The organism is Pedobacter indicus (genome assembly GCF_003449035.1).
Classification (GTDB): domain Bacteria; phylum Bacteroidota; class Bacteroidia; order Sphingobacteriales; family Sphingobacteriaceae; genus Albibacterium; species Albibacterium indicum.
In genome coordinates this window covers 736501-757506 of the sequence record NZ_QRGB01000001.1, presented here as the reverse complement: position 1 = coordinate 757506, position 21006 = coordinate 736501, and the positions used below count along the sequence as shown (strand labels likewise).

At 40.5% G+C, this 21006-nt stretch carries 20 protein-coding genes and 1 tRNA gene; 9 read left to right on the top strand and 12 right to left on the bottom strand.

Annotation, left to right across the window (positions count from 1 at the left end; all coding sequences use genetic code 11):
• Positions 1–65: 65 nt before the first annotated feature.
• A complete protein-coding gene (prfA, locus tag D3P12_RS03515; protein WP_118193698.1) occupies positions 66–1136 on the top strand; it encodes a peptide chain release factor 1 in 1071 nt (356 codons plus the stop codon).
• A 69-nt stretch (positions 1137–1205) separates the two neighbouring features.
• Positions 1206–1279, top strand: a tRNA-Asp gene (locus D3P12_RS03510).
• A 53-nt stretch (positions 1280–1332) separates the two neighbouring features.
• On the opposite strand, the gene D3P12_RS03505 is transcribed toward D3P12_RS03510, so the two are convergent.
• On the bottom strand, positions 1333–2529 hold the full coding sequence (locus tag D3P12_RS03505; RefSeq protein WP_118193697.1) for a CynX/NimT family MFS transporter: 1197 nt from the start codon (positions 2527–2529) through the stop codon (positions 1333–1335).
• Positions 2530–2908: 379 nt separating this feature from the next.
• Here D3P12_RS03505 and D3P12_RS03500 point away from each other — a divergent pair, with 379 nt between their 5' ends.
• The 3 genes from D3P12_RS03500 to D3P12_RS03490 are packed head-to-tail and all read left to right on the top strand — an operon-like array spanning position 2909 to position 5244.
• On the top strand, positions 2909–3403 hold the full coding sequence (locus D3P12_RS03500) for a hypothetical protein (protein WP_118193696.1): 495 nt from the start codon (positions 2909–2911) through the stop codon (positions 3401–3403).
• Between the two features lie 45 nt (positions 3404–3448).
• Positions 3449–4252, top strand: coding sequence for an SDR family NAD(P)-dependent oxidoreductase (locus tag D3P12_RS03495; RefSeq protein WP_118193695.1), 804 nt, complete (start codon positions 3449–3451; stop codon positions 4250–4252).
• On the top strand, positions 4249–5244 hold the full coding sequence (locus D3P12_RS03490; protein WP_118193694.1) for an NAD-dependent epimerase/dehydratase family protein: 996 nt from the start codon (positions 4249–4251) through the stop codon (positions 5242–5244). Before D3P12_RS03495 ends, D3P12_RS03490 begins: the two co-directional genes overlap by 4 nt.
• Here D3P12_RS03490 and D3P12_RS03485 read toward each other — a convergent pair.
• The 5 genes from D3P12_RS03485 to D3P12_RS03465 form a co-directional block, all read right to left on the bottom strand.
• Positions 5235–5822 (bottom strand): YdeI/OmpD-associated family protein, encoded by a 588-nt coding sequence (locus D3P12_RS03485; RefSeq protein ID WP_118193693.1) that lies wholly within the window; start codon positions 5820–5822, stop codon positions 5235–5237. The genes D3P12_RS03490 and D3P12_RS03485 overlap by 10 nt on opposite strands.
• Before the next feature lie 11 nt (positions 5823–5833).
• Positions 5834–6217 (bottom strand): DoxX family protein, encoded by a 384-nt coding sequence (locus D3P12_RS03480; protein ID WP_118193692.1) that lies wholly within the window; start codon positions 6215–6217, stop codon positions 5834–5836.
• A gap of 5 nt (positions 6218–6222) precedes the next feature.
• Positions 6223–6687 carry an SRPBCC family protein gene (locus D3P12_RS03475; protein ID WP_118193691.1) on the bottom strand — a complete coding sequence of 155 codons (465 nt, stop codon included), beginning with the start codon at positions 6685–6687 and terminating at the stop codon, positions 6223–6225.
• Between the two features lies 1 nt (position 6688).
• Positions 6689–7012 carry an ArsR/SmtB family transcription factor gene (locus D3P12_RS03470; protein ID WP_118193690.1) on the bottom strand — a complete coding sequence of 108 codons (324 nt, stop codon included), beginning with the start codon at positions 7010–7012 and terminating at the stop codon, positions 6689–6691.
• Between the two features lie 128 nt (positions 7013–7140).
• Entirely contained in the window at positions 7141–8091 is a 951-nt protein-coding gene (locus D3P12_RS03465) for a M20/M25/M40 family metallo-hydrolase (protein WP_118193689.1), read from the bottom strand.
• Positions 8092–8405: 314 nt separating this feature from the next.
• On the opposite strand from D3P12_RS03465, the gene D3P12_RS15715 reads away from it, so the two are divergent.
• The gene (locus D3P12_RS15715; RefSeq protein WP_118193688.1) at positions 8406–8549 is read left to right on the top strand and encodes a DUF4197 family protein; all 144 of its coding nucleotides are present in this window, start codon (positions 8406–8408) and stop codon (positions 8547–8549) included.
• Positions 8550–8622: 73 nt separating this feature from the next.
• On the opposite strand, the gene D3P12_RS03455 is transcribed toward D3P12_RS15715, so the two are convergent.
• Together D3P12_RS03455 and menA are read right to left on the bottom strand one after the other, a co-directional pair.
• On the bottom strand, positions 8623–9102 hold the full coding sequence (locus D3P12_RS03455) for a GNAT family N-acetyltransferase (RefSeq protein WP_118193687.1): 480 nt from the start codon (positions 9100–9102) through the stop codon (positions 8623–8625).
• A gap of 119 nt (positions 9103–9221) precedes the next feature.
• Positions 9222–10754: a 1,4-dihydroxy-2-naphthoate octaprenyltransferase gene (gene menA / locus D3P12_RS03450; RefSeq protein WP_118193686.1), complete on the bottom strand. Its 1533-nt coding sequence runs from the start codon at positions 10752–10754 to the stop codon at positions 9222–9224.
• Between the two features lie 86 nt (positions 10755–10840).
• Between menA and D3P12_RS03445 the strand changes: the two genes are divergently transcribed.
• From D3P12_RS03445 to D3P12_RS03435, 3 genes are all read left to right on the top strand, one after another.
• Positions 10841–11056 carry a hypothetical protein gene (locus D3P12_RS03445; RefSeq protein WP_118193685.1) on the top strand — a complete coding sequence of 72 codons (216 nt, stop codon included), beginning with the start codon at positions 10841–10843 and terminating at the stop codon, positions 11054–11056.
• A gap of 70 nt (positions 11057–11126) precedes the next feature.
• Positions 11127–14420 carry a SusC/RagA family TonB-linked outer membrane protein gene (locus tag D3P12_RS03440; protein ID WP_118193684.1) on the top strand — a complete coding sequence of 1098 codons (3294 nt, stop codon included), beginning with the start codon at positions 11127–11129 and terminating at the stop codon, positions 14418–14420.
• 13 nt (positions 14421–14433) lie between these two features.
• Positions 14434–16173 (top strand): RagB/SusD family nutrient uptake outer membrane protein, encoded by a 1740-nt coding sequence (locus tag D3P12_RS03435; RefSeq protein WP_118193683.1) that lies wholly within the window; start codon positions 14434–14436, stop codon positions 16171–16173.
• A gap of 66 nt (positions 16174–16239) precedes the next feature.
• On the opposite strand, the gene D3P12_RS03430 is transcribed toward D3P12_RS03435, so the two are convergent.
• From D3P12_RS03430 to D3P12_RS03415, 4 genes are all read right to left on the bottom strand, one after another.
• Entirely contained in the window at positions 16240–16782 is a 543-nt protein-coding gene (locus D3P12_RS03430; protein ID WP_118193682.1) for an RNA polymerase sigma factor, read from the bottom strand.
• A gap of 171 nt (positions 16783–16953) precedes the next feature.
• On the bottom strand, positions 16954–17832 hold the full coding sequence (locus D3P12_RS03425) for a sugar phosphate isomerase/epimerase family protein (RefSeq protein ID WP_118196950.1): 879 nt from the start codon (positions 17830–17832) through the stop codon (positions 16954–16956).
• Positions 17833–17842: 10 nt separating this feature from the next.
• The gene (locus D3P12_RS03420; RefSeq protein ID WP_118193681.1) at positions 17843–19321 is read right to left on the bottom strand and encodes a carbon starvation CstA family protein; all 1479 of its coding nucleotides are present in this window, start codon (positions 19319–19321) and stop codon (positions 17843–17845) included.
• 10 nt (positions 19322–19331) lie between these two features.
• Positions 19332–20993: an FAD-dependent oxidoreductase gene (locus D3P12_RS03415; RefSeq protein WP_118196949.1), complete on the bottom strand. Its 1662-nt coding sequence runs from the start codon at positions 20991–20993 to the stop codon at positions 19332–19334.
• Positions 20994–21006 lie beyond the last annotated feature (13 nt).

The window sequence follows — 21006 nt, the reverse complement described above, 5'->3', positions numbered from 1 at the left end:
TAAAACAATAAACGCATAAAAGAAAAATGGAGAAAAAACATTAATTTTGCATCAAATTCCGCATAATGTTAGAAAAATTACGAGCGATAAAGGAGCACTGGGAAGAGATTGAACGCGAACTGAGCAACCCCGCTACGGTTAGCGATATGAAACGTTTTGCCAAGCTCAACAAAGAATATAAAGATCTTGGCAAGATTGTCGATCAATACCATATCTACAAAAACGTGGTGAGTAACATCGATAGCAACCGCGACATCCTTGCTAATGAAAAAGATCAGGAGCTTCGAGAGATGGCAAAAGAAGAGCTTGACCTTTTAGCAGAGCAGAAAGAAGAGATGGAAGAAAGCATACGTCTTATGCTAATCCCGAAAGACCCTGAAGATTCCAAAAATGCCATGATCGAGATCAGAGGTGGTACTGGTGGAGATGAAGCTGCATTATTTGCTGGGGATCTGTACCGCATGTATACACGCTATTTTGAGGATAAAGGCTGGCGGACGGAAGTGATGGACGTTACAGAAGGTACAGCCGGAGGGTACAAAGAAGTCATCCTGAAAGTCACCGGCGAAGATGTATACGGGACCCTGAAATATGAATCAGGTGTTCACCGCGTACAGCGGGTACCTGATACTGAAACGCAAGGGCGTGTTCATACTTCGGCTGCTTCGGTTGCTGTTTTACCAGAAGCGGAAGATGTAGATATCGAAATTAATGCTGGTGATATCGAATTTCATACATCTCGTTCAGGAGGAGCTGGTGGACAGAACGTCAATAAAGTTGAAACCAAAGTTCAGCTAACCCACAAACCTACCGGCATTGTTGTAGTCTGTCAAGTAGAGCGCTCGCAACTCGCCAACCGGGAACTAGCTATGGAAATGTTGCGCTCCAAATTGTACGAGCAAGAGCTGTTAAAAAAGAACGGTGACATCGCCGCTAGAAGAAAAACAATGGTATCTACGGGCGACCGCTCCGCTAAAATCAGAACCTATAACTACCCACAGGGGCGCGTAACCGAACATCGTATTGGCCTTACACTCTATAACCTACCGGCCGTCATGGATGGTGAAATTCAGGAAATTATCGATGCCCTTCAATTTGCGGAGAATGCAGAAAAAATGAAGGAGAGTGAAATTTAAAAAATTTTAACAAAAAATGTTGCGATATACAGAAATCGCAGTATATTTGCATTCCCAAAAGGGAACCAGGGTCTGGTAGTTCAGCTGGTTAGAATACATGCCTGTCACGCATGGGGTCGCGGGTTCGAGTCCCGTCCAGACCGCAAAATCCTCGGAAGAACCTTCCGGGGATTTTTTGGTTTAATACCCTTCATTTTCAATAATCCTCAACGAAACGTGCTTTTGCTGCTCCAAGCCCGCTAAAAGTCAGGATAACAGCCATAACTATCAAAAAATAAAAGGATGTATTCCATGAGGAATCCCAGTCGTGCAACACTCCAAAAACAGGAGGCCCTAAAGCAGCTATCAGGTAGCCTATCGATTGTGCCTGGCCAGAAACTTTAATCGTTCCATCGGTAGTTCTACTTTTTAAAGAGAAAAAAAGAATAGAAAGACTAAATGCCAAACCTGTGGATGTCCCGATCATTACAGCGGTAAAGTAAATATATTGAGTTTTGAATATTGTCAACAGTCCGATACCCCCAACCATCAAAGCACCCGCTAAATATATTAGAGATTGCTGCTCTTTCATTTTTGAAGCAATAACCGGACAGATAAACATCACAGGAGCCATCACCAATTGAAAAGCCAACAACACAAAACCAGTCTCTCCTTTATCCATCCCATAATCAATCAAGACGGTAGGCAACATAGCAATTACACAAAAATATACCAAGGACTGGATACCCATGAATATACTGATGTACCAAGCCTGTTTTGAACGGAATGCATTAAATTTGCCTTCTAGAATTTTGTTTGATTTGCTCTCGTCAGACCTCTTTTTACTTAGAAAAAGCTCAATTGACAGTACCAGCAGTGCCGGTATGGACCAAATTATCCAGATACCCAATGACCCACGCCAGCCCAATTGTGTCCATTCGCCTATTGCTATACTATAGCCGGCAGCAAGAGCAGCAAACAAGTTCATCGTCACAGAGAACACCCCAGTCATCAAACCTATCTTGTCAGGAAATACTTGTTTGATATAAGCGGGGGTCATTACATTTCCGATACAGATACCTATTCCTATCAAAAAAGAACCTATATAAAGCATGGAGACACTTCCGTATACTCGCAAATACAACCCGAGGATTAGTAAAATTAACGATAAACCCAGAGTATATTGAATTCTAATTTTCGCGCCGATCCGACTTACTAAAACCGAGCCGCCAGCAAACACCAGCAAAGGAATAGAAGTCAGCAAGCTCCCTTGAAAGTTACTCAACCCCAACTTTGTCATGATTTCACTTAGGACCGGACTAAGTGACGTAATAGGCGAACGGAGATTGCCTGCTATCAGGATAACGATTATTATTCCGATCACCGAAAGTTGCGACCGATCCACCTTAGTCATGAAAAGCTGCTTTAATAGTCACCTGTGCACGTGTTATTGTAGATTCTTTTAAACGAGGAGCAGCAAAGATGGTTATTTTAATATAACTTGCCAAAAAAGTCTTCAAGATAACAAGCGCCCTTCTTAGCCCTGGATTAGGACTTGCTTTACATACCTTCGTGGTGGCCGGTCGGTGGCCCCGGTGTGCACTCGCTTGTAGGGCTATTCGAGCGAGACCCTAGCATAGGCACCTAAGGGGTACAGATAGAGAATATAATGCATGGTAGCTACCATTCGCTTACAGCACAGAGAAATTATCTATGAAAAATCGTTTTCGTCATAGGGGTATCACGCGTATAAGTTGTCTCTATTAAAAGTAAGAAAACAATAAACTGACAGTATGCTAACAGGGTCATACACAAAAAGTGATTTTTCTATAAAGATATCGGGGGATGTTTCTGACTTCCAGGCTCTGCAAAAAACGATATTCAAGCTGATGTGTCTAATTGAGCATTATCATCCCAATAATTGTGAAATATTAAAACTCTTCGAGGGTTTTTACGAAAAAATTGACAAAGCCGAAAAGCAAAGTACCTCATTGCAATGCACCTTGGGCGAACTATTGATCATCTTTAATTTGTTAATTTCATTAAAGGAATATTTAATAGCTGACGAGTTGGACCATGTCAACCTTCTGCTGTTAGAACATATATTGAGGAACTCTGTACAAGGCTCAAACACAAAAGAATTACATCTTATAGAAGCCCTTATCGGCAAAAAATTCATTTTTAATAAGATGAAATCATTTATCAAATATTTTGAATATGAAAAGGTTTTAACTGACTACATTCTTACCACTTCACCACTAAAAAATAGCTATGAAAATACAGAATAAAGGACAAGCACAGCTTTTAGCGAAAAATGCCAAAACCAGGAAATCATGACGAGCAAAAAATACGTACTCATAACGGGCGGCAGTGCGGGTCTGGGAAAAGAATTGGTTATACAATGTGCTTCTATTGGCTTAAATGTAATAATAATAGCTCTTCCTAGCGGAAGTTTAAGATCTTTAGCAAGACAGATTGGATTGGAATTCGGAGTAGATATTGTTATTATTGAGCTTAATTTAACCGATCAGCCATTGCTCGTTGAGCAGCTGGAATATATTAAAAAAAACTACAAGGTTAACTTTCTCATAAACAATGCAGGAACAGGAGGAACTGCGGAACTACTAAGCAGCTCACTCAACTATATTGACAATATTGTACAATTAAATGTTCGGGCTATGACAACGGTTACTAGTCTAATGGTTCCGCACTTAATAGAAAATGAAGAGAGTTATATAATGAATATATCTAGTATGGCAGCATTTAGCCCGATCGCATACAAAACAGTATATCCAGCATCAAAAGCTTTTATATCCTCTTTTTCATTAGGGCTAAGAGAGGAACTAAAGCATACCGGGGTATCAATCAGCGTAGTGTACCCCGGTGCGATCATGACCAATTCTAATGTATCAGAACGAATAATAGCATTGGGGAGAAAAGGGAAAATAGGTCTTCTGCCGACTGCCGAAATTGCAAGAATAGCGGTTAAACAGACATTGGCTAAGAAAGCGATCATCATACCCGGACTTTGGAACAGGTTTAACTATTCGCTAATGAAACTCATTCCCATAAAAACAAGACTTCGAATTGTTTCTTCTACTATAGCAGCCGAACTGAAATTTCAAGTACAACAATGACAAATAGAAAGAAAAAAGTGTTAATCACTGGTGCAAATGGGCTTTTGGGATCTAATTTAGTTAGATTGTTGTGTAACAAATACCATGTTCGGTTGCTAGTTAGACCAGGGTCTAATTTGAAAACCATTAAGAACCTCAACTGTGAATTCTACTACGGTGATATTTGTGTTGCTGAAGATGTCCATGATGCTGTTAATGATTGCAATTTTGTTGTCCATGCGGCATCGCTGACCGCACAATGGGGAGTGGCCTATAGTGACTATAAACGGGTTAATATAACGAGCACAAAACATATCGTAGAAGCTTGTCTTATACATAAAGTCGAAAAGCTGATCTATATCAGTACAGCCAATACCATCGGCCATGGATCAATCAACAAACCGGGTAATGAACTCAGCTCGTTTTCACTGTTTCACATAAACTCGGGCTACATCAATACCAAATACATCGCACAGCAATATGTTCAGGAACAAATAGAGCGTAATAATCTTCCAGCCGTCATCTTGAATCCAACATTTATGATTGGCGCTTATGACGCAAAGCCAAGTTCAGGTCAAATTATACTGTACGGGATGAATAAAAAGATACTGTTTTATCCGCCAGGCGGTAAAAACTTCGTACATGTAAATGATGTTTGTATCGGAATAAATAATGCTATCGAGCAGGGTGAAATTGGGGAAATGTATCTGCTGGCCGGACAGAACATTTCATATTATGATTTCTTCAAGATGTTAAATAAAATCTCCGGTCAAAATCCAAAGATGATCCGCATCCCGCCATCGTTACTGAAAATAGCTGGAAATACAAGTAGCAAATTTGGAAAGATTACAGGTTCATCTCCTAAATTAAACTATGTTTCGGCCTATATGCTATGTCTTGGCAACTATTATTCAGGTCAAAAATCAGAACGAGAATTGGGTATAAAGTATACAGCTATTGAAGACGCTATTAAAAGTGCATACGATTGGTTTAAGAAGAACAATTATATGTAATCATTGATCCCTTTTCCGTCTAAGATATGTTGATAGTATTTCTCAATTCTACTTTCTCGCGTTTTAGATCGTTTGGCTTGGTTGAAATAAAATAAATATCCTTTTTGTCTTCCGGGAGTTAAGGAATGGAAGGCTTTCGTTAAAGCCTCATCGTCATCAAGGACTTTTTTGAACTCTTCTGGCATCGGGTATTCTTCTACTTTTTTGAACTCTAACTTTTTACCCAATCTTTCTATATCTATTGCCTCTTGAATGTATTTCTTAATAACAGTGCGCAACTCGAGAATCTGCTGAACATTGGTAAAGCGAATTTGCCTTGCGGATTGAACATTTTCAGTCTGTTGAATCAATATCCCCGCCTTATCTTGGATCAAGACTCCTTTATGAAAAAGCAATGCACAGTAATCTTTAAATCCGTGAACAATTATTATATTTTTCCCTTCGTAAGTATAACAAGGATGCTTCCACTTAAAATCTTCTTTTAAAGACTTATTCTCAAGGATGATGTCTCGAAGCAAGGAGTATTCTTCGCTCCATCGGTTTGCTTTTTCAAAAAAAAGCTCAGCTTTTGTATTCATTTTTGATTGAATTAATTTCGTGTGGATTTGATCTGCCGATCTGCCGGCCTTGTATACCAAGACAAGATCGTTACCAATAGTAATATTAGAGAAGGAAGCGCTTCTATGAATGGCTGTCCGACACTAAAATGAGATATTGCTGCACCAGACATAGCAAAGAAAAAGCCTGCATAAGCCCATTCTTTCAGCAGAGTAAATCTGGGAATCAATATTGCTACAACTCCTAATATTTTCCAAACCCCGAGAATACTCAACATGTAGAGCGGATAACCTAATTGGGTTACAATCTCATTATACCCACCAATTTGAAGCATTTGTTGTATACCTCCTGCCAGCATTCCGACAGAAAGAAAAATTGTAAGAATCCAATAAATGGTTCTGTTTCGTTTATTCATGGTATTTAATTTAATTGGTTAAAAATTTGTTGTAGCCGGTCATGCGCCATACTTAACCCTTTCGCAAAAGGCATTTCTAAAAGTTGATTGCGAAACTCAACCGATTTAAAAATCTGTTGAATGGTGATTTTACTCGTTTCCTCATCTATTCTTTCGAATGATAAAAATTCTAATTGAACAGGGAATGGACTGTTTTCCATTTCAAAGGTTCTGGTGATTCTCTCATTTGGTATAAATTCGAGTATAACTCCTTCAGCAGCGAAAACCACTTGACCTTCATAGGAGGTTTCAAAACGCCAACTCCCATATTTTCTATTTTCAAGTTTCAGAACTTTTGTTCCCATCCATTCTCCTACTAATTCGGCGTCTTCATAAGCTCGGAAAAGAAACTCTACGGGCAGATCAAACTCTCTTGTGATGAATAGTTCTTGTTTATTTTCCTCAGCGTGAATTTTTGTTTTAAATTCCATTTTATTTTTTATTTCTATAGTTTTTCATTATAGATTCTAGCTTATTGAAGCGCCCGTCCCACATTTTACGAAAAGGCTCAATAAAATCTGCAACTTCTTTCATCTTTCTTGGGTTTAAGTTATAGTAGATCTCCCTACCGTTCTGCTCGGATTCCAATAGCTCACATTCGGTTAGGATTTGTATATGTCTAGAAACGGTGGGTCTTGCACTGTTAAAATTCGAAGCAATCGCTCCGGCAGTCATAGACTGTGTAGCAAGCAATAATAATATAGCTCTTCTGGTAGGATCAGCTATCGCTTGAAAAACATCGCGTCTTAAATTCATTATGAAGTCATTTGTTTGCGAATATAAGAGTAGTCATTTAGCTACGCAATATTTTTTAATTTATTTTTCTAGTTTTCTTTCTTATTCAATTTGCTTTTAGTAGCAAAACATGATGGTCAACGATAAACTTAATTCGTCCATTGAAAATCCATTTTTGGCTGCTCCATCGAATTATCAATAACTATGATACCCAAATTTAAAATAGCCTCCATGGCTTGGTAATTAATCTTGGGTTCATCGTCGCCCGGTTTATGATAATCGTCGTGTCCGCCGGTATGAAAAAACAATACCGGGATATCTTTTTTGTAAAAAGAAGTTTGATCGGATCCACCATTACCGTCTTTACTTGTAAAAAAATTAATGGGGCTTTCAACGCCTTCAAAGATTTTTGGAAAGGCCGAGCTGGTTCCATGACCAATAATAGCTAGTCCATTCTGCTCTTGATAACGACCAATCATATCCATGTTGAGCATCCAATGAATTTCAGATAAAGGAAGAGTTGGGTTCTCTGTAAAATATTTGGACCCTATCAACCCCAACTCTTCAGCTCCAAAACCTATAAACAAAATATTAAAGGGTTCTTTAATATTATTTGTACTGTAATGACGCGCCAATTCCAACAACCCGGCCACACCTGAAGCATTATCGTCTGCTCCATTATGGATCTCACCAATAGCGAGCGTATCTCTGGAGCCGCCAATGACCCCAGTTCCTAAATGATCATAATGAGCTCCGATAACAATTGTATAGCGCGCACCATTGTTTAGGAACCCAATAATATTGTCAGACATTCTTATCGAATCAGCCACCTTTGCTCTAGTAATCTTAGCTTCAAATGACTGACGGAAGCCATCCTCGCCTTTTGGCTCCAACCCTAATTTCTTAAAATACTTTTCTACATAATCTGCCGCTTTAAGAGATCCTTTTCGACCCGTTTCGCGACCCTGCATTTTGTCTGCCGACAAAAACTTGATATGCTTCTGAAGGTTCTTCGAGTTTATTTGTGAATAACCAGGGTTAGTCAAGCTGATAAAGCATATACAGGCAATAAGTGAACATAAAATTTGCATAGATCTCATGCACCAAACTTAGATAAATCTTCTTTTATTTAAAATAATAACTGTGTTGTAATATAGCGAGGACAGCCTTTTTTCTTCAAGCACAATCCCTGAAGAAATATTATTAACTTGTTCGAGAAGAACAGTGGTCAAACAGTCCTTTTACAGTCCTCAAGCTGTGGTCAACCTGTGGTAAAAGGACTGTTTGACAACTGTTTTAGGAGAGTTTTTCTACTGTTTATTATAAAGAAGAGTAGAATAAGAGTAGAGAATTTTACCATTGGGTTAATTTTTGTTCTAAAAATTAACCCAATGCTGCCGGTCTGATATCCTGAATGGATCTAAATACCTACGTCACGCGAGAAACGGTCAATGGCGTATTCAAAATGGTAGCAGAAAAAGAAAGCGACATCCGTGAAAATCCCATATTCCGCACGACATCGCTCCTAAAAAAGGTGTTCTTGAACGATCGAATATAATAGGTTTTTGGTTAGAGAGCATCGATCTTATGTTAATGCCTAAATTAAAAATATGTTAACTATGACAAATTTTTTAACGTTTTAAAATAAGTTTTTCTGTTGGAATATTATCTTCAATTCCTTTAAAATAGGTTTTAAACCCAAAGCTTTCTAAGATCTTTCTTGAAGCCTGATTCTTGGGATCAATAATACCAAGAATCGGGTTGTTAGGAGCAACAGAAAATGCTAGGTCAATCATGTTCGCACAGATCTCCTTGCCCAGCCCTAGCCCCCAGTAGTCCTTTTTTAAAAGATAACCAACCTCGAATAGCGATCGATCTTGCTTGTATCTCACCAATTTACACTCACCAATAATATTCGAATCAATATTCAAAACTTTAAAGTACCCGAGCAACTCGACCTCGTTGTTAATCTTTATAATCGATTCAAATTTTTCTTCGGCTTCTTCAGCTGACATTCCCTTACCGGTGATATATTTCATTACCTCATCATCCTTGACTAGTGAATAATAGTCAGAGTAATCACTATTTTTGTATTTCTCGAAATGCAACATTACGTTTAAGATACAAAAAAGTCTTAATTCTTAAAAGAAGATGAAAGCTCTTGAAAACTATCGTTTGCGAAAATAATAGAGCATTAAAGATTGACAGAGCAAGTTTACTCGTAACGTTATCAACCCTTTTCTTTAAACGATACCCTAAAATCGGTCATCGTTTTCCGTTGGCGTTCAATGTAATTCCACACCCAGAATATAAACGCAAGGGATGCTACAAAATAAAGCAGTGGATACAGAAAGCCCAAACCTTCTAATAGAAATGCGAATACGAAAAGCAATCCTGTGAATAGATGTGTTATCGCCGTGTGTGCATTGCTCGGGACTAAGTCACCGGGTGTCCCGTCATAATGATTCTGCGCATATCGAATGGCCTGAATTGCGAAAGGCATCGACAAAAACGCTACGTAAAAAGTAGCTGGTGCAAATCCCAATACGGGAAGTAATACAATAATTGCGTAAGCTAAGATAAAATTGCCAATCAGCACATTCTTCGCTTTCCTCTTACCAAGGCGAACTACCAATGTGTTTTTGTTTGCTTTAATATCAGAATTCGCATCCTGAAATTGATTAATTAAGAGCACATTTGAAATAAAAAGTGCTACAGGTAATGAAATCAGAAATGATTCAATCGAGAAATAGCTGGTTTGTACATAAAATGCGCCCATTGTCATCATCACCCCAAAGGTAGTAGCAATAAGAATCTCAGCGATACCCGGAGCTAAGTTAATGAATGAAAATTTACCACTTTCATTGGTATAGAACAACCCTGCTATCATTCCGTAAAGCACCAAGGGCACAAGCCCCCAACCGCTAACGATGATTAGGAAGATGCCGATTAACAATGCTACAAAGCTTAAAACCAAGCCAGCAAAGCCCATATCCCCCCGTGAGATCAGTCCGAGCTGAATCATTCTGGAGCCACTTGTAAACGGCCTAATCCCCTCTGCGTTTTCATTATCTCGTTCAGCATCCTTCCAATCGTTAATCATATTGGTGCCCACTTGAATCAACAAGCCTCCTATCAGTGTCAAGAGAAATAGCACAATATTAAAGGTTTCTGTGGCGGAATAGGCTACAGCCCCTCCCACCATGATGGGCACCAACGAAGCAGTAAGTGATAACGGCCGCATGGCTTGCTTCCAGGCTCGCGCTTTTGCTTTGACGTCATCCCACGAACTGAAGGATTCCCGGTTTTGAGGAAATTCGAATATAGTCGGCTTTTCGCCTTGCAATATCTCAGGAACAAAACGATACTTTACTGTAAAAGGTTTGATGCGGATGAACTCAAGACGATCCGTAGCATCAATTTTTATCATATGCTCCACAAAAGGTGATCGGGTCGACATAATATCGATAATCCTGTTTCGTTCTTTCCGTTCACGTATTACCTCAGCACGCCCGATAATTTCACACTCCTCCATCTCCAAAAACTTATCTCCCTGATGAATCAGTAAAGCCGTTTCGGGAATGTTACTCCACTGAATAACTTTCGGATCCCCCTTCATACTGCTCACATAGATATTAAAATCCTCGTCGGCTCCGAAGTGCATCATACGCTGTCTCGGAGTACCCATATTTGAAGTCCCGACGGCAGCTACCTCCGCTCTGGAAAGATAGTCAAGAACCTCTTGTTTACTACGTTCTGCCATGATACAAAAATACGATAAATTATTTCGGCAAAAATAGTTTAATCCACACCCCCCCGATCTGCGCAATTCAGGATATATAGATTGATATGTCGAAAAAGTCGGATTTTATTAACCTGGTAAACGGTATGGAGAGCCCAGAGGATTGCAACTACGCTACCTTGCGTCTTTTCGTAGCTCACTCTTGGAAAGACTTTAACGATTATCCAACTGATAATGAAAATCGTCTCGACCCACAAATAAGCAGACGCTTGCAAGAGCGTATATTCCAAATCGTAAACAAACACAAAAAAGGAGGTAGCTGATAGGCAGATTTACATCACCAAATTAAATAATCTTATCTAATAAAAACTCACATGAAATGTATTTTACAAAATGAAAAAAATTGACAAAAAGTTTATAGAATTACTGAAAGGCGGATTGATTGCCACGAGTGTGATCATGATGACGAGCAACAGCCTCCTCGCATCTCGGGATGTGATTTCTTTGGATAAATACGGTTACAACATAGAAAACTCTGTTCAGTCCATCGAAGTAACCGGTGTCATTAAAAGCCAGGAGGGAGAGCCTTTGCCTGGCGTTACGGTTTCCTTGAAGGATCAACCGTCAACAGGCGTGTCTTCTAATGAAAATGGAGAATATATATTAACTGTTCCAAACTCTAATTCTGTTCTTGTGTATTCGATGATTGGCTTTGTTAAACAAGAAATCACCGTAGGATCGAGAACCAGGATAGATGTCACATTAGAATCTGATCAACAACTACTCGAGAATGTAATTGTGGTAGGTTACGGTACGCAGAAAAAGGTAAATCTGACCGGAGCGGTTACCCAAATCGACTCGGAAGTACTTAATGACCGTCCAATATCCAATATCACTCAGGGTATACAAGGTACCATGCCAAACGTCAATATCAATTTTGGTAATGGTCGCCCGGGAACAGAGGGAAGCGTTAACGTACGTGGGTATGCATCGATCAACAGCTCGAGGGCAGCACCCCTTATTTTGATTGACGGAGTACCCGGCAACATTAATAACATCAATCCACGTGACGTGGAGAGCATATCGGTTTTAAAAGATGCGGCAGCAGCTGCAATTTACGGGTCTCGCGGTGCTTTTGGTGTCATGCTAGTGACCACAAAAAGCGCTAAGGGCGGAAAAATCAATATTAATTACAGCAATAATTTCGGGTGGGCTGGATCAACCGTAAGCACCGATTTTATTACTGACGGATACGACGCGGCGATATTGAACGACGAAGCATTTATACGTGCAACAGGTAATAGCTATACCGGATATTCAGATGCCGATTATGAGGAACTACTGAAAAGAAAGACCGATAAATCGCTGCCCGATGTTGTTATCCAGAACCGAAATGGGAAAGATCAATATGTGTACTATGGAAGTACAGACTGGTGGGATGTTCTTTACCGCGACACACAAACGTCAATGGAGCACTCATTGAGTTTCACTGGAGGAACAGATAAAATTGATTTCTACGTTTCGGGAAGAGCCTATCAAAAAAATGGTATCATGAAGGTTAATCAAGATAAATATAAAGGATATAACCTAAGGGCTAAGGTATCAGGAGAAGTTGCTCCGTGGCTCCGAATCAATAACAATACTCAGTTTAATTACAACAACTATTCATTCCCAGGATGGAATGGTAACGCGAATGCGAACAATAACTTTATTTCTTCAACTGTGCATGCGTTACCGTCCTATTTGCCAATCAACCCCGATGGGACAGCCACTTACCGGACTGAGCTGAACAATTATACGATCGGCGACGGTATTTTTGCCGATTTGCTTCATGGAAAATCAAAAGGCGAAGATGGAGAGTATGAATTCATCAATACATTCCAGGCTCAATTTACGTTAGCAGAGGGTCTGCACATCACCGGAGATTACACATTCTCGCACAATCCTCTCCTTTTATTTGTCCGTCGAACACAAGCACCATGGTCTGTATATCCGGGAGAAATCAGTTATTTAGGCAATGACCGATTAACCGAAATACACACCACCAACATTGGCCATACAGTGAATCTTTATGGTGACTATACCAAGAGCTTTAATGATCATAATTTTAAAATAACCGCAGGGTACAACCAGGAGTCGCGATCGTACAAACGAATTACGGGTATACGAAACGACTTGTTGTCGGAAGATTTGAACGATTTAAATCTCGGGTCAGGTGATATGGAAGTAACCGGCGGCGCAAATACGTGGGCTCTTCAAGGTTTCTTTGGAAGAATCAACTACGATTATCAGGGGAAATATCTTTTAGAGGTCAACGGCCGCTATGATGGTACATCGAAATTCCCGGATGATCAGCGTTTTGGCTTCTTCCCTTCAGTTTCTGCCGGATGGCGGTTGAGTGAAGAAAACTTCTTCCAACCGTTAAAGTCTACTGTTAGTGAATTGAAATTCAGAGCATCGTATGGCTCCCTAGGAAACTCTCAAGAAGCAGGAATATACGGATATATCCCGTTGCTTGCTAGGGGAAATACGCCTTACCTAATGGACGGACGGAGAACGGAATTCCTATCCGTACCTGTCCCTATTTCTCCAAGCCTCACTTGGGAGAGAACAACCACTGCAAACTTTGGTGTTGATTTGGGCTTGTTTAACAACCGACTTAACACGACTTTCGACTGGTATGTGCGGGAAACACTGGATATGCTCATCCCCGGAAAAACACTTCCTGCTGTGTTTGGTGCAGCTTCTCCGCGTCAAAATGCCGGCGATCTTAGAAATACTGGATGGGAGCTGGCTATTTCGTGGCGCGATCAGGAAACGGTCGGAGGAAAACCTTTTGGATATAGCTTTTCTTTCGGTCTATCAGACTCAAAAGCTGAAATTACGCGCTTCGATAATAAAGATAAATTACTCAACAACTATTACGTAGGTCAGCAATTAGGGGAAATTTGGGGATATAAGGTCGACGGGTTCTTCCAATCAGACGAAGAAGCCGCCAATTGGCAGATCAACCAAGACTATGTCAACCAACAACGTCTGCGGGCTCCCGGCGACTGGTCAAGACTGCAGGCAGGAGACCTTAAATTTGTTGATGTCAACGGCGATGGTCTCGTAGATAATGGAAAAAACACGGTGTCTGAACCTGGCGATCAGGTTGTGATCGGTAATACACTGCCACGCTATACATTTGGGTTCAACTTAGGGGCAGACTGGAATGGTTTTGATGTTTCTGCATTTTTCCAGGGAATCGGACGCCAGCACTGGTATCCTGGAAATAACGCCGATAAATTCTGGGGTCCTTATTCAAGACCGTATTACTCGTTTATTCCAGAAAACTTTACAGATGACATCTGGACACCCGAAAATCCCGATGCCTATTATCCTTTGTTAAGAGGATATGTAGCCTTGAACAGTAGAGGGGAGCTGAATGTAAAAAATGATCGTTATTTGCAAGATCTTGCTTATATCCGGCTCAAAAATCTGACGGTAGGTTATACGCTACCGACCGACCTCCTCTCCAAAGCTAAGTTATCAAGAGCACGTATATATGTTAGTGGTGAAAACTTGTTTACCGCTACTAAACTTCGTTCGGATTACATCGATCCTGAGCAAGCTGCAAACGAGGCAAATGGAAGAGCATATCCGTTCTCAAGAACATTCTCATTGGGTATTGACATTACATTCTAAAAAATAAAAGATCATGAAAATCAAAATAATATTAACGCTTATAGCTGCCGGTCTTCTGGCCTCTTGTAGCAAAGAGTATCTAGATAAGCAGCCTGAAGCAGACATTTCTCCCGATGCTTTTTTTAGAACAGAAAGAGACCTGGAGCTATATGTAAATTCTTTTTATCGGGTATTACCTTCTGCTGAAGGGGTTTACAACGAAGATATTGACAATATCGTCAAACAATCGCTGCCTGAAAATGTAATCGGGAACCGAATTGTACCACAAACAGGTAGCGGTTGGTCATGGGGCGATTTAAGAAACATCAACTATTTCTTAGAAAATTACAACCGAACCGTACCCGAAGAACAAGCAAAAAAATGGGCAGCTGTTGCACGGTTTTTTAGAGCCTATTTTTATTTCGATAAGGTAAAAAGATTTGGCGATGTCCCTTGGTACTCAAGAACACTCGATCCGGACGATGAGGAATTATTTAGACCAAGAGACCCTAGGGTCATGGTGATGGATTCGATCATGGCTGATATTGATTATGCAATAGAGAATCTAGGAACATCAAAAGATGTAGAACGGGTCACCAAGTGGACAGCTTTGGCTTTAAAGTCGAGGATTGGCCTCTTCGAAGGTACGTTCAGAAAATATCATACCGAGCTCGCTCTTCCAAACTACGAATATTTTCTTGAAGAAGCTGCTTCCGCAGCCAAAGAGTTAATAGAGGCCGGCCCATATACTGTTTACATGGGTAGCGGTGCAGACAAAGGTTATCTTGAGTTGTTCTCATCTGTAAATGCTGTTGAAGAAGAAGTCATTCTGAGCAGGAAGTTCAGTGACGCCTTGCAGGTTTGGCATAATGTCAATTATTACACGATAACCGCTTCATACGGACGACCAGGATTAAATAAAGACCTTGTCAACTCCTATCTGATGGCTGATGGGAGCCGGTTCACTGATAAGCCCAACTATCAATCAATCGAATACTTTGAAGAAGTGCAAGATCGCGACCCACGACTTTCTCAAACGATCCGTACGCCGGGATATATCCGGATAGGAGGTACATCTCCTCAAGTCCCTCAGTTTGGGTTCTCGGTTACGGGTTATCAGCTTATCAAGTTCGTAGGTGATGTGAAATACGATTCCTATAACCGTTCTGAAAATGATATGCCTATTTTTCGTCTGGGAGAGGTTTTGCTAAATTATGCAGAAGCGAAAGCGGAGCTTGGGAACATTGTACAGGCTGATATTGATTTATCGATCAAAAAACTTCGTGACCGCGTCAACATGCCTAATTTGAACCTAGCCGCAGCTAATGCAAATCCAGATCCTTATTTAGCTGATCAATATAAGAATGTATCAGGCGCGCAGAAAGGTGCTATTCTGGAAATAAGAAGAGAGCGAAGGATTGAGCTTGTCATGGAGTCTTTCCGTTGGGACGATATTATGCGCTGGAAAGAAGGCCAATTATTAACTCGTCAGTTCAAAGGAATGTATTTCCCCGGAACTGGGCAATATGACTTAGATGGAGATGACAAAACTGACGTTTGGATTTATGAAGGTCAAAAACCAACAGCCAACGGTGTTCAACTATTAAAATTAGGAGGAGAAATCCTACTGGAAAATGGTGCCGCCGGAGGAAATGTTGTTATCAACCCACACATCAGCAAAAAGTTTGATGAGAAAAAGGATTATTTCTATCCGATACCAATTCAGGAACTTCAGTTAAATGAAAACTTAACTCAAAATCCGGGTTGGGAATAAATTGATAATTTTATCAAACAAGAAGGGTTTCTGTTATTGAAGCCCTTCTTGTTTGATTATAGGTTTTTAGCTATTCTGTTTAATATAGGTTTGCACAAACCGCATCGCCAACGACATATGCTCTTTGATGGTGTATGGGGATATTTTCAATTGTGTGGCTGCCTCCTGATAGGTTAACCCCTCTTGCCTGCATAGTCTAAAAACTCGCTGCCTTTGACTAGAAAGCATGTTGACAGCCTGATTAAAAAGCGATCTGTTTTCTTTCTCAAGATAAGTCGTATGAACGCAGCACTGCGTTGGAACATCCTCGGAAAGTGATTTCTTTATCCATTGCTGTTCTTGCTTCTTTTTAAGTGCCTTCAGCGCAAAGTTCCTAACGATCCGATAAAGGTAATTTATAATAGGCAACATAGGGTTAACACGTGACCGAATCTCCCATAACTTTAAAAACGTGTCATGTACTGCATCTTCTGCTAAATCTTCATCCTGCAGGTACTTGTTTGCGAAACTAAATAAACGTTGGTGATGAAGCTGATAAATCTCCAGAAAGGCTTCTGCCGACCCTTCGCGAAGATCCTCTAATAGCTCATAGTCGTCATTAACTATCATGATTCTATATTCAAACGAACAGCAGCAAATGTAGACTGAATGTTTAATCTCTATGTTAAGAGATCAATAAGTTTCCTTCCATTATGCACTTCTAGACCTCTTAGTCAATTGCAGGCACTCACGCCACTTTTTTACTTCAACGAATTCGGTCGAACCGTCGGACAGTATCTTCTAACGCTTCGAACTTTGAAGTATGTCCCGAAAATTTTGGACACTCGCCGTAATATCCGGTGTATTGTGTTCCCAGTTGGTTTCGTATTCTGCAGAAAACATCCCTTTAAACTTCTGCCGCTTTAGTTCGTTAAGCAATTCCGGCACATTAGCTACACCGGTTCCCCAGTGAACGTCCTTTGCTTTCCGATCCTTTGCTCCTAAATCTTTAAAATGCAAATGATAAACGTGACCATCCAATTTCTTCAAGCTCTCAACAGGATCCAAACCTGAACGTATCCAGTGACCGATATCAGCACAAGCGCCCACATATTTACTATTCGCAATTTGAATGGCTTGTAACACAGAATCGGGACTCCAATAGATCGACGGCTCTGGATGGTTATGAATGGATACCTTAATTTTAAATTCATTAGCTAATTGTCCGACAAGAGGTAAATCTTCGCGATTAGGCTCTGAATTTATATTTTTAATCCCCATCGCTTTGGCGAATTCAAAAAGCTGCCGCCAGGATTCTTCTGAATCAGCTTTCACCACTCCGTATGCATAAAGGGTGATACCTTGTTCCTTCAGTAATTTCAAAACTTCTTCACGCTTTTCAGGGCTCATCGTATAATCCATCTTACCCTCTATTCCGCCACCAATGGGTTGGCCAGGGTAAGATTCGATAAATTTAAGATTAGCACTGTCCGTCTTCAATAGCGCATCGTGAAAGGTAAATAAACGAAAACTGTAGGCTTGGGTACCAAGATGCCAACCGAGCTTTTCTTCAGGATAGTTTTGATAATCGGTAATCTTTTTTTGCTGCCCTTTAACTGTAGTAAAGAAGCAACAAAAAAGAATTAAAAAAAGGAAAGATGATTTTAAGCTTATTTTCATGATATAAAGGTTAAAGGGTTGTGATTTCATCCGCAAATACTTCGGCATTTTTATTCATTCTTTCTCCAGATTGCTGTCGCTTCACATAAAATAGCGAAACAACAAGACTCAAAATCGAGGCGGCAATACCAATCCCAAAAGATATATTTTTAGATAGGCTCAGACCTTCCGGAGCGATAAGTATATACGTCACCACAACCGCGGTCATAAAAACTGCCGGTATAAGAGAAATCCAATAAAACTTTTTCGATTTTATGAGAAATACGGTAATTGTCCATAAAACGATCGTAGCCAAAGTCTGATTCGTCCACGCAAAGTATCTCCAAATAATAGCAAAGTCAATTGTCAGTAATAACATTGCGATAACGAATAAAGGAGCCGAGATCAAAATACGATTTGTTATAGGCCCTTGTTTAAACTTGAGTGCATCAGCAATGATTAGCCGAGCTCCACGGAAAGCCGTATCTCCTGATGTTATTGGCGCAGCTACAACACCCAAAATAGCCAATACACCGCCTGCGGTGCCGAGTAAATTGTTAGATACTTCATTAACGATTAACGCAGCATTACCACCGTTGTTCGCCATAATGTCATTTAAAGACCCCACCGAACCAAAAAAACACATACTTATAGCAGCCCAGATTAATGCTACGATTCCTTCGGTTACCATCGTGCCAAAAAATATGGGCTTCCCTTGCTTTTCATTAGTCATACACCGTGCCATTAAAGGCGATTGCGTCGCATGAAATCCCGAGATTGCTCCACAGGCAATTGTGACAAACACAAAGGGGAAAATAGGAAAATCATTGGCTGCATGATGCATATTTGTAAGGTTGCTTATGGTGATTTCAGGTATCGGCAGCCGATTGTAATACATCATAAATAAGATCCCTACAGCCATAAATAGGAGAGCCACGCCGAAAACTGGATAGATTTTGCCGATAACTTTATCAATAGGTAGAATAGTCGACAAAATATAATATGCGAAAATACCAATGACCCAAATGGAAGAACTGACATAGTCGCCGGTTATACCTGCCAGTATTTTAGCTGGCCCCATCACAAAAACGGCACCGACCATGATGAGTAGGATTACCGTGAAAACACGCATAATATGCTTAACAGTAGCGCCGAGATAATGACCCGATATTTCTGCGATACTTTGACCTTTAAATCGCAAAGAAAGCATTCCTGAAAAATAATCATGTACTCCGCCCGCTACAAGGGTACCTATAACAATCCAAACGAAGGCGACCGGCCCCCACATGGCTCCAGCAACGGCTCCGAAAATAGGCCCCAAACCAGCGATATTTAAAAATTGAATAAGGAATATTTTCCATCCGGGTAATGCAACATAATCAACCCCATCCGCCATTTCCACTGCGGGTGTAGGTCGTTTATAGTCAGCTCCAAAAATCCGTTCCGATATTCGGGATAAAACAAAGTAACCTACGATAAGCACGACAACGCATACTACAAAAGAAATCATAGTTTATTTTTTATTGGCTGATAACCTGACTATCAGCAATTAATTGATCTTTTAGTTCCTTATAATTAATATCCTGAACCGCCTGCTGGCTTTCAATTGCCAGCACCGCCACGGTAGCTGCACTTTGTCCCAATATCATAAATACAGGCTCCATCCGTATCGATCCAAACGCGATATGCGAACTGGATACACAAACCGGAACCAGAAGATTTTTACATTCTTCTTTTTTTGGAACAATAGATCCAAACGATATTTTATATGGATTTTTCGTTGAAACTCCGATATCCCCTTCGTTTTGCACAAATCCGTCTTCTTTTACATACCGTTGTACATTATGAGAATCCAATGTATAAGATCCCATTCCTATGGAGTTATCCACGTTGCGTTTGTTAAGGACTTCATGCTCAGTCATTACTTCCTCTCCAATCATTCGTCGCGCCTCCCGGATATACAATTGATGAGGCCAGTTACTGTTGTCAACGAACTCGTCTTTGGCTAAGCCCCATTCTTTTACCTGTTTTTGTACTTCCGGAGGCATACGCTCATCATTTGCCATGAAATACAGCAGACCTTTTTGGTAGGTTTCATGTTCCTTAATGATTTCTCGTCGTCTTTCATATGACGCTTCCGGGTAATCATAGTTCATACCAATATTATCGGTGCTGAACGGACCGTGATTATTGGTGTCTGTCTTTCTATTCGGAATCGGATCATACTTATTGAAGGTTTGATTCCATCCACTTTCATAGATTCTTAGCAATAATTCATATTGATTCGGATCGTACCCGTCTGGTTTAGGAAACTCGACCCGGTTGTCCGGATGGTTAGTAAGACACATCCGAAAACAGTAAGCTTGAATACGGTGATCCCCCTCCCCTTTCTTTCCTGGCGATTCTTTAGAAATTCGCGGAAGAAGTCCGCTGCTTGGGTCGCCCGGGATTTTGTAGGGACTGATATCTGACTGGAACCAATGTTGGTGATGTAAGGTGCCCACTTGAACACCATTCCACTCTTCATCATAAGTGTCATTGGATTCACGTCCGACATGATAACTAACACCTGCAGCCGCCATTAAATCACCTTCATAGGTAGCATCGATAAACATTTCCCCCGTATAAACCTTTCCACTTAAAGTCATTATTGATAAAATCTCCCCATTTTTAACCTTAACTCCCTTTTCTCGATCGAGCCATTCATCCCGATGTATCTGGATGTTGTGTTCTTTCACCAAATCTTCAAATACGCTTTCGGCAACATGAGGTTCAAAGATCCACATAGTTCGCTCGTCTCCATCAATTGCAGGCGTACCCTGCCCTTTATTACCGTATTCCGACTGCTTTTGCCATTTCCAGGCTTCATCTTTTTGGTAATGCATATATACACGATGATAGAATTCTCTTGCCAGACCTCCAATGACGGACTTATCACCAGTATCGGTAAAACCCAAACCACCCGAAGATAGACCTCCAATGTGCTTATCCGGTGCTACAACAAGCACCGATTTACCCATACGGACGACCTGTACCGCAGAGGTGATTGCGGCAGAAGTTCCACCGTAGATGATAACATCGGCTTCATAGTGCACATTATTTTCAGCACTCACATTGGTAGTTAAAGAGAAAACGACACAGATGGTTAAGATCAGGCGTAAAAAATTTCTTTCTTTATACATAATATTTAGGCTC

Bases quoted from the DNA above. Each gene is read 5' to 3' on its own strand.
- D3P12_RS03465 (WP_118193689.1), bottom strand. From the start codon at position 8,091: ATGAGATCTATGCAAATTTTATGTTCACTTATTGCCTGTATATGCTTT.
- D3P12_RS03500 (WP_118193696.1), top strand. From the start codon at position 2,909: ATGCTAACAGGGTCATACACAAAAAGTGATTTTTCTATAAAGATATCG.
- D3P12_RS03490 (WP_118193694.1), top strand. From the start codon at position 4,249: ATGACAAATAGAAAGAAAAAAGTGTTAATCACTGGTGCAAATGGGCTT.
- D3P12_RS03455 (WP_118193687.1), bottom strand. From the start codon at position 9,102: ATGTTGCATTTCGAGAAATACAAAAATAGTGATTACTCTGACTATTAT.
- D3P12_RS03440 (WP_118193684.1), top strand. From the start codon at position 11,127: ATGAAAAAAATTGACAAAAAGTTTATAGAATTACTGAAAGGCGGATTG.
- D3P12_RS03430 (WP_118193682.1), bottom strand. From the start codon at position 16,782: ATGATAGTTAATGACGACTATGAGCTATTAGAGGATCTTCGCGAAGGG.
- D3P12_RS03420 (WP_118193681.1), bottom strand. From the start codon at position 19,321: ATGATTTCTTTTGTAGTATGCGTTGTCGTGCTTATCGTAGGTTACTTT.
- D3P12_RS03475 (WP_118193691.1), bottom strand. From the start codon at position 6,687: ATGGAATTTAAAACAAAAATTCACGCTGAGGAAAATAAACAAGAACTA.
- prfA (WP_118193698.1), top strand. From the start codon at position 66: ATGTTAGAAAAATTACGAGCGATAAAGGAGCACTGGGAAGAGATTGAA.
- D3P12_RS03480 (WP_118193692.1), bottom strand. From the start codon at position 6,217: ATGAATAAACGAAACAGAACCATTTATTGGATTCTTACAATTTTTCTT.
- D3P12_RS03435 (WP_118193683.1), top strand. From the start codon at position 14,434: ATGAAAATCAAAATAATATTAACGCTTATAGCTGCCGGTCTTCTGGCC.
- D3P12_RS03485 (WP_118193693.1), bottom strand. From the start codon at position 5,822: ATGAATACAAAAGCTGAGCTTTTTTTTGAAAAAGCAAACCGATGGAGC.
- D3P12_RS03425 (WP_118196950.1), bottom strand. From the start codon at position 17,832: ATGAAAATAAGCTTAAAATCATCTTTCCTTTTTTTAATTCTTTTTTGT.
- menA (WP_118193686.1), bottom strand. From the start codon at position 10,754: ATGGCAGAACGTAGTAAACAAGAGGTTCTTGACTATCTTTCCAGAGCG.
- D3P12_RS15715 (WP_118193688.1), top strand. From the start codon at position 8,406: ATGGATCTAAATACCTACGTCACGCGAGAAACGGTCAATGGCGTATTC.
- D3P12_RS03505 (WP_118193697.1), bottom strand. From the start codon at position 2,529: ATGACTAAGGTGGATCGGTCGCAACTTTCGGTGATCGGAATAATAATC.
- D3P12_RS03415 (WP_118196949.1), bottom strand. From the start codon at position 20,993: ATGTATAAAGAAAGAAATTTTTTACGCCTGATCTTAACCATCTGTGTC.
- D3P12_RS03470 (WP_118193690.1), bottom strand. From the start codon at position 7,012: ATGAATTTAAGACGCGATGTTTTTCAAGCGATAGCTGATCCTACCAGA.
- D3P12_RS03445 (WP_118193685.1), top strand. From the start codon at position 10,841: ATGTCGAAAAAGTCGGATTTTATTAACCTGGTAAACGGTATGGAGAGC.
- D3P12_RS03495 (WP_118193695.1), top strand. From the start codon at position 3,449: ATGACGAGCAAAAAATACGTACTCATAACGGGCGGCAGTGCGGGTCTG.